Below are 13,461 nucleotides of genomic sequence, written 5' to 3' on the forward strand. Positions count from 1 at the left end.
TCGAGCGGGTGCGGGTCGAGCGGATGGCGGGGTCGCCGATGTGGATCTCGTCAGCCACCGGTGACCTCCAGGATGCGGTTCCAGACGACGGTGCCGTCCGGGTCGAGGCCCTCGTCGACGGCCTGACGACGCGTCTCGAGCACGGCCGCGTAGTCACGCGGCAGCACCTTGACGAACTCGGACAGGTGGCCGGAGTCGAGCAGCCCCGCAGCGATCGTCGAACCGGTCTCGTCGGCGTGCCGTCGGAGCAGGTCGGTGACGATCTCGACGTCGGCGCTGTCGAGCGGCTCCAGCCGGAGCTCCCCCGAGGCCAGCGCCTCGGTGTTGACGAGCTCGCGACGGAGGCCGCGGACGTACGCCGTGCCTCCGGACATGCCGGCACCGAGGTTCCGGCCGGTCTCGCCGAGGATGAGCGCGAGGCCGCCGGTCATGTACTCGAGCGCGTGGTCGCCCACACCCTCGACCACCGCGGTCGCACCCGAGTTGCGGACCAGGAAGCGCTCGCCCACGATGCCGCGGATGAACATGCTGCCCTGGGTCGCGCCGTAGCCGATGACGTTGCCGGCGATGACGTTCTCCGCCGGGTCGAACCCGGCGTCCTCGGCCGGACGGACGACGATCTCGCCGCCGGACAGCCCCTTGCCGACGTAGTCGTTGCTGTCGCCGACCAGGCGGAGCGTGATGCCGGCCGGCATGAACGCGCCGAGCGACTGTCCGGCCGACCCGCGGAGGGTGATGTCGATCGAGCCGGTCGGCAGCCCGTTCTCGCCGTGGCGCAGCGTGACCTCGTGGCCGAGCATCGTGCCGACCGCGCGCTCCGTGTTGCGGATCGGCAGGTCGAGCGACAGCGTGCCGCCGTGCTCGAGCACGTCGGACGCCTCGGCGATGAGCCGGACGTCGAAGTGCTGCTCGAGTTCGTGGTCCTGGGCGCGGCGACGGCTGCGCGGCTCGTCGGGGGCGAACTCCGGTCCCTTGAGCACGGGCCCGAGGTCGAGACCCGACGCCTTCCAGTGCTCGACCGCACGGTCCACGTCGAGGGCGTCGGCGTGACCGATCGCCTCGTCGAGGCTCCGGAACCCGAGCTCGGCGAGGAGCTCGCGGACCTCCTGTGCGACGAACTCGAAGAAGTTCACGACGAACTCCGGCTTGCCGGAGAAGCGCTTGCGGAGCTCCGGGTTCTGCGTGGCGACGCCCACCGGGCAGGTGTCGAGGTGGCAGACGCGCATCAGGATGCATCCCTCGACGACCAACGGAGCGGTCGCGAAGCCGTACTCCTCGGCGCCGAGCAGTGCGGCCACGACGACGTCGCGCCCGGTCTTCATCTGCCCGTCGACCTGCACCGTGACGCGGTCGCGCATGCCGTTGAGCATGAGCGTCTGCTGCGTCTCGGCGAGACCGATCTCCCACGGGGTGCCGGCGTGCTTCAGTGAGTTCAGCGGGCTGGCGCCGGTGCCGCCGTCGTGGCCCGAGACGAGCACGACGTCGGCCAGGGCCTTCGTCACGCCGGCCGCGACCGCACCGATGCCGGACTGGCTGACGAGCTTGACGTGCACGCGCGCCGAGGGGTTGGCCCGCTTCACGTCGAAGATCAGCTGCTTGAGGTCCTCGATCGAGTAGATGTCGTGGTGCGGCGGCGGCGAGATGAGGCCGACACCGGCGGTCGCGTGCCGGGTCCGGGCGACCCACGGGTACACCTTCTGCGGGGGCAGCTGGCCGCCCTCGCCGGGCTTGGCACCCTGCGCCATCTTCAGCTGGATGTCGGTGGCGTGCGTGAGGTACATGCTCGTCACGCCGAACCGGCCGGAGGCGACCTGCTTGATCGCGCTGCGGCGCTCCGGGTCGAGCAGGCGCTCGACGTCCTCGCCGCCCTCTCCGGTGTTCGACCGTGCGCCGAGACGGTTCATCGCGATCGCGAGCGTCTCGTGCGCCTCCTGCGAGATCGACCCGTAGGACATCGCACCGGTGTTGAACCGCTTGACGATCTCTGCGATCGGCTCGACCTCGTCGAGGGGCACCGGGGTGCGGTCGCCCGTGGTGAAGCCGAACAGGCCGCGCAGCGTCATCAGCTGTTCGGACTGGTCGTCGACCGCCTTCGAGTACTCGCGGAACACGTCGTACCGGCGGGCACGGGTCGCGTGCTGCAGGCGGAAGACGGTGTCCGGGTTGAACAGGTGCGGCGGTCCTTCGCGGCGCCACTGGTACTCGCCGCCGGTCTGCAGGCGCTCGTGTGAGAGCACCGCACCGTCCTGCGGGTACGCCTGCGCGTGCCGCTCGGCGTTCTCCGCCGCGATCACGTCGACATCGACACCGCCGAGGATCGACGAGGTCCCGGTGAAGTACCGGTCGACGAACTCCTGGCTGAGGCCGACCGCCTCGAACGCCTGGGCACCGGCGTAGCTGGACACCGTCGAGATGCCCATCTTCGACATGATCTTCAGGACGCCCTTGCCCAGCGCCTTGATGACGTTCTTGACGGCCTGCTCCGGCGTGAGACCGGTGATCATTCCCGACCGTACGAGGTTCTCGCAGGTCTCCATGGCGAGGTACGGGTTGATCGCCGAGGCGCCGTACCCGATCAGGGTCGCCACGTGGTGCACCTCGCGCACGTCGCCGGCCTCGACGATCAGGCCGACCTTCATGCGCTGCTCGGTGCGGATCAGGTGGTGGTGCACCGCGGCGAGCAGCAGGAGGCTCGGGATCGGCGCACTCTCGGCGTTGCCGTCGCGGTCCGAGAGCACGATGAACTGCTTGCCCGACTCGATGGCCGCGTCGACCTCGTCACAGACGGCCTGGAGGCGCTGCTCCATCGCCGTCTCGCCGGCGTCGACCCGGTAGAGCCCGCGGATCGTCACGGTGAGGTGCCGGCCCGAGGCCGTCTCGAAGTGCTGGATCTTCGCCAACTCGTCGTTGTCGATCACCGGGAAGTCGAGCACGATTTGCTTCGCGTGCTCGGGCCCGGCGCTCAGCAGGTTGCGCTCGGGACCGAGCCCGAGGCCCATCGACGTGATGACCTGCTCACGGATCGAGTCGAGCGGCGGGTTCGTGACCTGTGCGAACTGCTGCGTGAAGTAGTCGAAGAGCAGGCGCGGACGCTGCGACAGCACTGCGATCGGTGTGTCGGAGCCCATCGCGCCGAGCGGCTCCGCCCCGGTCTGCGCCATCGGACGCAGCAGGATGCGGACCTCTTCCTCGGTGTAGCCGAAGGCACGCTGACGACGGGTCACCGACGCCGGGGTGTGCACGATGTGCTCGCGGTCCGGCAGGTCGTTGAGGTTGATGCGCCCGGACTCGAGCCACTCGGCCCAGGGGCCGGACGTCGCCAGGTCGTGCTTGACCTCGTCGTCCTCGATGATGCGGCCGTTCTCGGTGTCGACCAGGAACATCCGGCCCGGACGCAGACGGCCCTTCCGGACGACCTTCGAGGCGGGCACGTCGATGACGCCCGTCTCGCTGCCCATCACGATGAGGCCGTCGTCGGTGACCAGGAACCGTCCCGGACGCAGGCCGTTGCGGTCGAGCGTGGCGCCGACGAGCGTGCCGTCGGTGAAGGTGATCGCCGCCGGGCCGTCCCACGGCTCCATGAGCATCGAGTGGTACTCGTAGAACGCCCGGAGCTCGGGGTCCATGTCGGTCTGGTTCTCCCAGGCCTCCGGCACCATCATCGACATCGCGTGCGGCAGGGACCGGCCGGTCAGCGTGAGGAGTTCGAGGACCTCGTCGAACGAGGCCGAGTCACTCGCCCCCGGGCTGACGATCGGCAGCAGCGGGCCCATGTCGCCGAGCAGTTCGCTCTCGAGTTGCGACTGGCGGGCGCGCATCCAGTTGCGGTTGCCGCGCACGGTGTTGATCTCGCCGTTGTGCGCGAGCGAACGGAACGGCTGGGCGAGCGGCCACGACGGGAAGGTGTTCGTGGAGTACCGCGAGTGCACGATCGCCAGACGGGACGCGAAGCGCTCGTCGCTGAGGTCGGGGTAGAACGGCTCGAGCTGGAGCGTCGTGACCATGCCCTTGTAGACCATGGTGCGGCTCGACAGCGACATGAAGTAGAGCTCGCTGCCCTGCTCCGCACGCTTGCGCAGGCGGAACGCCTGGCGGTCGAGTTCGATGCCGGAGCGCAGTGCACCCTGCTCGTCGTGGTGGGTGGACGCGACGAAGACCTGCTCGAAGGCGGGCATGGCGGCGCGGGCGAGGGTGCCGAGCACCTCGGGACGGACCGGCACCTCGCGCCAGCCGAGGACGCGGAGCCCCTCGGCAGTGGCGAGCTGCTCGACCGTGGCCTTCACGTCGGCACGGGCGTCGGCGTCGAGCGGCAGGTAGGCCGTGCCGACGGCGTACTGACCGGTGTCCGGCAGGTCGAAGTCGACGACGTCGCGGAGGAAGGCGTCGGGAACCTGGCAGAGGATGCCCGCGCCGTCACCGGTACCGGCGTCCGAGCCGACGGCACCGCGGTGCTCGAGGTTGCGGAGCGCACCGAGGGCGGCGTCGACGATGTCGTGCCCGGCCGTCCCGCGGAGCGTCGCGACCATGGCCAGGCCACAGGCGTCCTTCTCGTTCGCCGGGTCGTACATGCCGGCGGCATCGGGGATCGCGGAGAACCGTCGGTGCGGCGAGCGGAGCCCGGTCCGTGACGACGGGTCGTTCGCGCCGTTCGGGACTGCAGAGGGCTGGGGTGGCAGGAGCGCCATGGGGAACCGTCCTCACGAGGAAGTGGAACAGGGACAGCGATGGCCCGGTGGTGCGTTCCGCCCGAGCGGGCGGGACTGGTGCCCGTGCTCGCCGTCAGGCTGTGCCCTGACGGCGTGCGAGGAGTGGAGTCCGCTTGTGGCGGACGGCAAGCGCGGTGTGGTGCTGCGTTCGGGAGAGGCTGGGGACCTCAGTGTCGGTCGGCGACGACGGCGACCGGCTCCGGATCGGCGACACCGGTCGTGGTGTCGTGCTCCGAGTAGGTGTCGTCCGAGTCTACATCGGACTTCGAGCGCGGCTCGCGACCCGGTAGGTACGGGCTCGGTTCCTTGCCGACGTGTCGTCGGGACTGGATCGCGAAGATGATGATGCCGAGCAGGATCGCGGCGAAGGACATCCAGACGTTGGTGCGGATGCCGGCGAAGGTCTCGCTCGTGTCGACGCGGATGGACTCGAGCACCGACCGGCCGACGCCGTACCAGATCAGGTAGAGCGCCATGACGCGGCCCCACTGCAGGCGGAGCCGGCGGTCGATGAGCAGGATCAGCACGGCGCCCACGACGTTCCAGATGATCTCGTAGAGGAACGTGGGGTGGAACAGCACGCCTTCCGGCAGCCCCTTCGGGTAGGCCGGGTTCGTCGCTTCGATCTGCAGACCCCACGGCAGGTTCGTCGGCATGCCGAAGAGCTCGTGGTTGAAGTAGTTGCCGAGACGACCCGCGGCCTGGGCGAGCAGCACACCGGGAGCGGCGGCGTCGATGAAGGCCGAGAAGCGGAGGCCCGCCATGCGGCAGCCGATCCACGCGCCGACCGACCCGAGGATCAGCGCGCCGAAGATGGCGAGACCGCCCTCCCAGATGTAGAAGATCGAGAGCGGGTCGATGCCGGGACCGAAGTAGTCGCTGACGTGGGTGAAGACGTGGAACAGGCGACCGCCGATGATGCCGGCCGGCACCGCCCAGATCGCGATGTCGATGATGATCCACCGCTCGGCACCACGGGCGTTGAGCCGGCTGTTCGTGAGCAGCACGCAGATGACGATCCCGATGAGGATGCAGATCGCGTACGCGTGGATCCGGAAGTCGAGCGGCAGGGTCAGACCGGACACGCTGTGCAGCCAGGCGGTGAGGTCGAAGTACTGCCAGGCCGTGCTCGGGCTCGGGATGCTCAGGAGGGGCATGTGCGACTGTCGCCTTTCACGTGTGGAGCTGGGCAGTCGATGGGGCTGGCCCCTTGCCCTGCGGGCTGGTCGGCCCGGATCACTGTAGCGCGGGTCAGCGCCGCGCTGCGCCGGACGACAGGTCGGCGGCGCGGTCCGCGACCCCGGTCACGCCGAGGTCGGCGAGTGCACGGACGAACGCCGAGCCGATGATGGCACCGTCCGCGTACTCGAGCACCTCGGCGACCTGGTCGGCGGTGGAGATGCCGAGACCGACGCAGGTGCGCTGGACGCCGGCGTCCCGCAGGCGGGAGACCACCGTGCGGGCGGCGGTGTCGACGCCCAGCCGGGCGCCGGTGACGCCCATGGTCGAGACGGCGTAGACGAACCCACGGCTGCGGTCCACGGCCTGGCGCATCCGGACGTCCGTCGAGGACGGTGCCGCGAGGAACACCCGGTCGAGACCGGTGCGCTCGGACGCGTCGATCCACTGCTGGCCCTCGTCCGGGATCAGGTCCGGCGTGATCAGGCCGGCGGCACCCGCTGCGACCAGGTCGTCGGCGAAGCGGTCGACGCCGTAGCGCAGGACCGGGTTCCAGTAGGTCATCACCAGGACCGGCACGTCGACCCGCTCGGTGATCGCGTTGACGGCGTCGAACACCTGCGCGACCTTGAAGCCGTTGGCCAGGCTCTCCTCCGCGGCGCGCTGGATCACCGGGCCGTCCATCACCGGGTCGGAGTACGGCAGACCCAGCTCGATGACGTCGACGCCGTTCTCGGCGAGGGCGACCGCCGCGTCCACGCTCGTCTGCAGGTCCGGGTAGCCGGCGGGCAGGTAGCCGATGACGGCTCCGGCTCGCTCGGCGTTCGCGCGGTCGATGGTCGCGGCGACGGTCTTGTTCGTGCTCACGACTGCACCGCTGTCTCGTCGAGGATGCCGAAGTAGCGGCTGGCCGAAGCCACGTCCTTGTCGCCGCGGCCGGAGAGGTTCACGAGGATGACGCCCTCGGGTCCGAGTTCCTTGCCGAGCTTCATCGCCCCGGCGAGGGCGTGCGAGGACTCGATCGCGGGGATGATGCCCTCGGTCCGGCTCATCAGCCGGAAGGCCTCCATCGCCTCGGTGTCGGTGATCGGCTCGTACTGCGCACGGCCGATCGACGCCAGGTACGCGTGCTCCGGACCGACGCTCGGGTAGTCGAGCCCGGCCGAGATGCTGTGGCTCTCGATGGTCTGGCCGTCCTCGTCCTGCATCAGGTACGACTTCGCGCCCTGCAGCACGCCTTCGCGCCCCAGGGTGATGCTGGCGGCGTGGCGACCGGTCTCGACACCGTCGCCGCCCGCTTCGAACCCGTGCAGCCGGACCGATTCGTCGTCGAGGAACGCCTCGAAGATGCCCATGGCGTTCGACCCGCCGCCGACGCACGCGGCGACGGCGTCGGGCAGGCGACCGACGCGGTCCAGGACCTGCTGCCGAGCCTCTTCACCGATCACCTTGTGGAACTGGCGCACCATCTCCGGGAAGGGGTGCGGACCGGCGACCGTGCCGAGGAGGTAGTGCGTGGAGTCGACGTTGGCGACCCAGTCGCGGAGGGCGTCGTTGATGGCGTCCTTCAGCGTGCGCGATCCGGTCTCCACCGGGATGACCTCGGCGCCGAGCAGGCGCATCCGGGCGACGTTGAGGGCCTGTCGCTCGGTGTCGACGGCGCCCATGTACACGACGCAGTCCATCCCGAACAGGGCCGCCGCCGTCGCGGTGGCGACGCCGTGCTGGCCGGCACCGGTCTCCGCGATCAGCCGCGTCTTGCCGAGCCGGCGGGCGACGAGCGCCTGACCGAGCACGTTGTTGATCTTGTGCGACCCGGTGTGGTTGAGGTCCTCGCGCTTGAGGATGATCCGGGCACCACCGGCGTGCTTCGCGAACCGCGGCACCTCGGTGATGATCGACGGCCGTCCGGTGTAGTCGCGCTGGAGGGTGTCGAGTTCCTCGCGGAAGGACGGGTCCGCCCAGGCCGAACGGAACGCGGTCTCGAGTTCGTCGAGCGCCAGCACGAGCGACTCGGGGACGAACCGCCCACCGAAGTCGCCGAAGTAGGGGCCTTGCAGGTCACGGAGTGAGGTCACGGTGGTGCTCCTGGGTGTCCGGCGTGCACCGGACGGGTTGTCAGCCGTCGATGAACGACGCGAGCGTGGCGGCGGGGTCGGCGCCGGTGACCAGCGCCTCCCCGACGAGGACGACGTCGGCACCGGCGGACCGGTAGTGGGCCACGTCGGCGGGGGTCTTCACGGCGGACTCGGCCACGCGGACGACCCCGTCCGGGATCCGGTCGGCCAAGGACCCGAAGAGGTGGCGGTCGAGCGAGAAGTCGGTCAGGTCGCGGGCGTTCACACCCAGGATCCGTGCGCCGGCGTCGAGGCCACGCGCGACCTCGTCCGCGGAATGCGCCTCGACAAGGACGCGCATGCCGAGTTCTTCGGCGAGGCCGTGGAGCTGCACGAGCGTGGGCTGGTCGAGGGCCGCGACGATGAGCAGGACGATGTCCGCTCCGGCCGCACGCGCTTCGACGACCTGGTACGGGTCGGCGATGAAGTCCTTGCGGAGCACGGGGATGCCGACACGGGCCTTGACCGCCTCGAGGTCGGCGAGCGTGCCGAGGAACTTCCGGCCCTCGGTCAGGACGCTGATCGCGGAGGCTCCGCCGCGCTCGTACTCGGCGGCGAGGGCAGCCGGGTCCGCGATCGGGGCCATCGACCCACGTGACGGACTCGCACGCTTGACCTCGGCGAGGACCTTCACCCGGTCACCCGGGGCCAGGAACTGCAGCGCGTCGAGCGGCGAGGCGACCCGGTCGAGGTCGCGTTCGACGTCCGCGTACGGGCGGTCGAGTCGACGAGCAGCGGCGTCCTCGAGCGCACCGGCGACGAGGCCCTGCAGCAGGTCGACCCCGGGCACCGGAGGAACACGCACGGTGTCGGTGGGCTCAGCCGACACGGGCTCAGCCGCCGTGGTGCTTGGTGACGTACTTCGGACCGTTGACGCCGTAGCCGGCCTTGCCCATCGCGAAGCCCACGATGAGACCGATCACGACGACGGCAGCGGACGCCCACACGCCCCAGGCGATGTCGAACCAGAAGCAGAGCGTCCCGGCCGCGAAGCCGATCAGCATGATGACGACGGCCGTCCAGGCCGCCGGCGAGTGGCCTTCGCCGAGTTCTGCGGGCTCAGTGTTGCTCACGGTGCTCCTCGTGGTCGCTGGCGCCACCGGTCGGGCGGCGCTCCGTCGATCCTACCGTGTCCGGGGTGTCGGACTGGCCCGCGACGGCGTCCCCCGCGGTCGGGTCGACGCCCGCGCTGAGGTCGTCCCAGTCGACGACCGCGTCGCGTACGACGGGTCGGCGCGGAGCACCGTCGACGGACGCGGGACCGCCACTGGCCCCGGCCGCGGAGGCCGCTCCGGGCGTGGCGGCATCGCCGTACCTGCGGCTCGGACCGGGCCAGGACCGCTGCAGGAAGAGCACCGCGACGCCGAGCAGCGACGCGAGGACCCCGCCGATGATCCCGATGACCGGCCAGACACCGACGTCGACGCCGGTGACGACCTGCCGGACGGCGCCGATGTCGCTGACTCCGGCGACCGAACCGATGGCGCTCCGCGCGGCGGCGACCGGATCGGACAGTGCCGTGACGCCGGTGACGACGACGGCCACCCCGAGCAGGACCTGCACCACGGCGAGCACGACGCGGACGACACGGCCGGCGATCGTCATCGCGAGGAACAGGGCGAGGCTGGCGATCGCGACTGCGGTGTACTGCGGTACGACGGTGGCTCCGTCCGCGTCCACGGTCTTCACGACGGCCGCCGTGTGGTCGAGGTGCACGGTGAACCAGGTCTGCGTCCACGACAGCATCACGAGTCCGGCGACCAGGAGCCCGAGGACGACGACGAGCGGTCGGGAGCGCTTCACGGGGCGACCCCGGTCATCCGGTTGGCGGTCGCGACGGCACGCAGCGGCGCGGCGGCCTTGTTGACCGACTCGAGGTGTTCGCTCATCGGGTCCGAGTCGGCGACGAGCCCGGCACCGGCCTGCACCCGTGCGACCCCGTCCTGGATCAGGGCGGTGCGGATCGCGATGGCGACGTCGGCGTCCCCTGCGAAGTCGAAGTACCCGACGACCCCCGCGTACGCCCCGCGCTTCGCGGGTTCGAGCTCGTCGATGATCTGCAGCGCGCGCGGCTTCGGCGCACCCGAGAGCGTGCCGGCCGGGAAGGTCGCCCGGAACACGTCGATGGCCGACATCCCCGGGCGGATCGCCCCCTCGACGCTGGAGACCAGGTGCATGATGTGGCTGAACCGCTCGACCGTCATGAACTCCGTCACGGCGACGGTCCCCGGCTCGCACACCTTCTGCAGGTCGTTGCGGGCGAGGTCCACCAGCATCAGGTGCTCGGCGCGCTCCTTCGGGTCCTGCAGCAGCTCGTCGCCGAGGCGCACGTCCTCTTCGATCGTGGCACCGCGCGGCCGGGAGCCGGCGATCGGGTGCGTCATCGCGCGACCGTCCTGCACCTTCACCAGGGCCTCCGGCGACGCTCCCACGATCCAGAACGGCCGGGCGTCGGTGCCCGCGAGCGACAGGAAGTACATGTACGGGCTGGGGTTCAACGTGCGGAGGACCCGGTAGACGTCGAGGGGGTCGGCCGTGACCTCCTGGTCGAACCGCTGCGAGATGACGACCTGGAAGACGTCGCCGTCGCGGATGAACTGTTTCGACCGCTCGATGGCGGCCGCGTACTCCTCCGGAGTGGACCGGGAGCGTGCGGTCGGTTCGGCGATGTCGAACGCCTCGGCGACGGTCGCGATGCTCGGCTGCACGAGGTCGGCCTGCATCCGGTCGAGCCGGGCCTGCGCGTCCGACCACAGGGTGTCGGCATCGTCCGTGCCGTCGTTCAGCGCCGTCGCGACCAGGAGCACCAGTCCGGTGCGGTGGTCGAGGGCGGCGAGTTCGGCGACGAACGACAGCGCCTGTCCGGGCACGTCGAAGTCGGCGGGCGGCGCGTCGGGCAGGTGTTCGAGCTGGCGGACCGCTTCCCACCCGATGAAGCCGACGGTGCCGCCGACGAGGGGCGGCATGCCCGGCACGCGGGGCGTCGCCCAGCGCTCGTGCAGCCGGGCGAGGACCTCCAGCGGCTGCCCGTCGAGCGAGCCGACGGCCCGTTCGGCCGACATGCCGGTGTCGATCCAGGCGGCGCGGTCGCCCTCCTGGGTCAGGACGCCGAAGCTGCGGACACCGACGAACGACCAGCGCGACCAGAGGCCGCCCTGTCCGGCGGACTCCAGGAGGAACGACCCGGCGCGACCGTCGGCGAGCTTCCGGTAGACCCCGACCGGCGTCTCACTGTCGGCGAAGAGCGCGCGGACGACGGGCACGACACGGTGGCCGTCGCGGACGAGTCCGTCGAAGTCGTCGCGGAGCGTGGTGCGGGGCGAGTCGCTCATCGAGCCGCCCCGTCCGCAGCCGCGGTGTCGGGCGCCGAGGCGGTCACCGGCTCGAGCGGGTCGACGTCGAAGCACCGGTGGGCACCCGTGTGGCACGCGGCTCCGACCTGCTGCACCGTGACGAGGAGCGTGTCGTCGTCGCAGTCCAGGGCGGCGGCACGGACGTACTGGGCGTGGCCCGACGAGTCCCCCTTGCGCCAGTACTCGCTCCGGGACCGCGACCAGAAGGTCACCCGGCCCTCCGTCAGGGTGCGGCGGAGGGCTTCACGGTCCATGTAGCCGAGCATGAGGACGTCCTTCGACGATTCCTCCTGCACGATGGCGGGGAGCAGTCCGTCCGTACCGAAGCGCGCGCGGTCGAGGACCGCTTCGGTGCTGGTGCTGGTGCTGTCGGTCATGAGGGCACCAGCCTACGGCCCTGCCCGGCGCGCTCGCTGCGGACGGACACGCCGGACGGGAGGCCCGAGCCGGCTCGCCGGGACGGCGTCAGCGGACGACGTGGCCGGTCGCGCGGAGCGCCCCCTTGACGTCGCCGACGGTCATCTCACCGCGGTGGAACACGCTCGCCGCGAGGACCGCGTCGGCACCGGCGTCGACGGCGGGGGCGAAGTGCTCGACGCGCCCCGCGCCTCCCGAGGCGATGACCGGCACCGTGGAGACCGGACGGACCGCGGCGACGAGGTCGAGGTCGAAGCCGTTCTTCGTGCCGTCGGCGTCGATGGAGTTGACGAGGAGCTCCCCCGCGCCGCGCTCGACGGCCTCGCGCGCCCAGGCGATCGCGTCGATGTCGGTCTCGGTGCGACCGCCGTGCGTGGTGACCACGAAACCGGACGGCATCCGGTCAGAGCGCTTGACGTCGAGCGACAGGACGACCGCCTGGGCACCGAACCGGTCGGCGATCTCGGACACCAGCTCCGGGCGGGCGATCGCGGCACTGTTGACGCCGATCTTGTCCGCGCCGCACTGCTGTAGGCGAGAGACGTCGTCGACGGTGCGGACCCCACCGCCGACGGTGAGCGGGATGAAGACCTGCTCGGCGGTGCGGGTGACGGTGTCCCACATCGTGGCGCGGTTCTCGACCGTCGCGCCGACGTCGAGGAACGTCAACTCGTCGGCGCCCTGCTCGTAGTACCGCGCGGCGAGCTCGACGGGGTCCCCGGCGTCCTGCAGGTCGAGGAAGTTGACGCCCTTGACGACCCGGCCGCCGGAGACGTCGAGGCACGGGATGACACGGACCGAGACCCCGCCGAGTGCTGCGCCCGGTGCGGTCGCGTCGGGTGCGCCGGTCACAGGCGTGCGGCGTGGATCGGGCTGACGAGGATCGCCCGGGCGCCGAGGTCGTACAGCGCGTCCATGATGAGGTTGGCGTCGTCGCGCGGGATCATCACGCGGACGGCCGACCAGGCGCGGTCGTGCAACGGCGAGACCGTCGGCGACTCGATGCCCGAGGCGATCGCGGTCGCCTGCTCGAGCAGGTCGGACGGGATGTCGTAGTCGAGCATGACGTAGCCGCGGGCCACCAGGACGCCCTGCAGCCGGCGCCGGAGCACGTCGATGCCGGAGATGGTCTCGTCGGTGGTGATGAGCACCGCGGTGGACTCCAGGATGACCGGGCCGAAGATCTCGAGCCCGGCGGCGCGGAGTGTGCTGCCGGTCGAGACGACGTCCGCCACCGCGTCGGCGACCCCGAGCCGGACGGCGCTCTCGACAGCGCCGTCGAGCTTCACGAGGGTCGCGGTGACGCCGTGTTGGGCGAGGAACTCGCCGACGAGGCCGGGGTAGCTCGTGGCGACGCGGACACCCTCGAGGTCCTGCAGCACGCTGTACCGGCCCGGGGCGCCGGCGAAGCGGAAGGTGGAGTCCGCGAACCCGAGCGCGTCGACCTCGTGCGCGGTCGACCCCGAGTCGAGCAGCAGGTCGCGGCCGGTGATCCCGACGTCGAGTGCGCCCGAGCCGACGTAGGTGGCGATGTCCCGCGGACGGAGGAAGAAGAACTCCACCCCGTTGCGCTCGTCGATGAGGTGCAGCGCCTTCGGGTCACGGCGGCCGGCGTACCCGGCCTCCCGCAGCATCTCGGAGGCGGTCTCGGACAGTGAGCCCTTGTTGGGCACGGCGATGCGGAGCATC

The 13,461-nt window shown here is 70.9% G+C and carries 11 protein-coding genes; all 11 read right to left on the reverse strand.

Annotated elements, in window-relative coordinates; genetic code table 11:
• Positions 1–50: 50 nt before the first annotated feature.
• On the reverse strand, positions 51–4,568 hold the full coding sequence (gene gltB / locus DEJ31_RS01685) for a glutamate synthase large subunit (protein ID WP_111121178.1): 4,518 nt from the start codon (positions 4,566–4,568) through the stop codon (positions 51–53).
• A 305-nt stretch (positions 4,569–4,873) separates the two neighbouring features.
• Complete coding sequence (gene lgt / locus DEJ31_RS01690) at positions 4,874–5,863, reverse strand: prolipoprotein diacylglyceryl transferase (protein WP_110902207.1); 990 nt, start codon at positions 5,861–5,863, stop codon at positions 4,874–4,876.
• Positions 5,864–5,957: 94 nt separating this feature from the next.
• Positions 5,958–6,752 (reverse strand): tryptophan synthase subunit alpha, encoded by a 795-nt coding sequence (gene trpA, locus DEJ31_RS01695; RefSeq protein WP_111043748.1) that lies wholly within the window; start codon positions 6,750–6,752, stop codon positions 5,958–5,960.
• On the reverse strand, positions 6,749–7,963 hold the full coding sequence (gene trpB / locus DEJ31_RS01700) for a tryptophan synthase subunit beta (RefSeq protein WP_110902205.1): 1,215 nt from the start codon (positions 7,961–7,963) through the stop codon (positions 6,749–6,751). Before trpB ends, trpA begins: the two co-directional genes overlap by 4 nt.
• Before the next feature lie 40 nt (positions 7,964–8,003).
• Positions 8,004–8,777, reverse strand: a complete 774-nt coding sequence (gene trpC / locus DEJ31_RS01705) for an indole-3-glycerol phosphate synthase TrpC (protein WP_111121179.1) — start codon at positions 8,775–8,777, stop codon at positions 8,004–8,006.
• 58 nt (positions 8,778–8,835) lie between these two features.
• A complete protein-coding gene (locus DEJ31_RS01710; RefSeq protein ID WP_110902204.1) occupies positions 8,836–9,075 on the reverse strand; it encodes a DUF6704 family protein in 240 nt (79 codons plus the stop codon).
• The gene (locus DEJ31_RS01715) at positions 9,062–9,805 is read right to left on the reverse strand and encodes a Trp biosynthesis-associated membrane protein (RefSeq protein WP_110902203.1); all 744 of its coding nucleotides are present in this window, start codon (positions 9,803–9,805) and stop codon (positions 9,062–9,064) included. The genes DEJ31_RS01710 and DEJ31_RS01715 overlap by 14 nt, the downstream gene beginning before the upstream one ends.
• Complete coding sequence (locus DEJ31_RS01720; RefSeq protein WP_111121053.1) at positions 9,802–11,334, reverse strand: anthranilate synthase component I; 1,533 nt, start codon at positions 11,332–11,334, stop codon at positions 9,802–9,804. Before DEJ31_RS01720 ends, DEJ31_RS01715 begins: the two co-directional genes overlap by 4 nt.
• Positions 11,331–11,732: a phosphoribosyl-AMP cyclohydrolase gene (gene hisI / locus DEJ31_RS01725; protein ID WP_110902201.1), complete on the reverse strand. Its 402-nt coding sequence runs from the start codon at positions 11,730–11,732 to the stop codon at positions 11,331–11,333. The genes DEJ31_RS01720 and hisI overlap by 4 nt, the downstream gene beginning before the upstream one ends.
• A gap of 88 nt (positions 11,733–11,820) precedes the next feature.
• Positions 11,821–12,624, reverse strand: coding sequence for an imidazole glycerol phosphate synthase subunit HisF (hisF, locus tag DEJ31_RS01730; protein WP_110902200.1), 804 nt, complete (start codon positions 12,622–12,624; stop codon positions 11,821–11,823).
• Positions 12,621–13,460: an ATP phosphoribosyltransferase gene (hisG, locus tag DEJ31_RS01735; RefSeq protein ID WP_110902199.1), complete on the reverse strand. Its 840-nt coding sequence runs from the start codon at positions 13,458–13,460 to the stop codon at positions 12,621–12,623. The genes hisF and hisG overlap by 4 nt, the downstream gene beginning before the upstream one ends.
• Between the last annotated feature and the right edge of the window lies 1 nt (position 13,461).

Source organism: Curtobacterium sp. MCPF17_031, from assembly GCF_003234035.1.
In the GTDB taxonomy this organism is placed as follows: Bacteria; Actinomycetota; Actinomycetes; order Actinomycetales; family Microbacteriaceae; genus Curtobacterium.

Coding starts and splice junctions, on each gene's coding strand:
- DEJ31_RS01720 (WP_111121053.1), bottom strand. CDS start 11,334: ATGAGCGACTCGCCCCGCACCACGCTCCGCGACGACTTCGACGGACTC.
- lgt (WP_110902207.1), bottom strand. CDS start 5,863: ATGCCCCTCCTGAGCATCCCGAGCCCGAGCACGGCCTGGCAGTACTTC.
- hisG (WP_110902199.1), bottom strand. CDS start 13,460: ATGCTCCGCATCGCCGTGCCCAACAAGGGCTCACTGTCCGAGACCGCC.
- gltB (WP_111121178.1), bottom strand. CDS start 4,568: ATGTACGACCCGGCGAACGAGAAGGACGCCTGTGGCCTGGCCATGGTC.
- hisI (WP_110902201.1), bottom strand. CDS start 11,732: ATGACCGACAGCACCAGCACCAGCACCGAAGCGGTCCTCGACCGCGCG.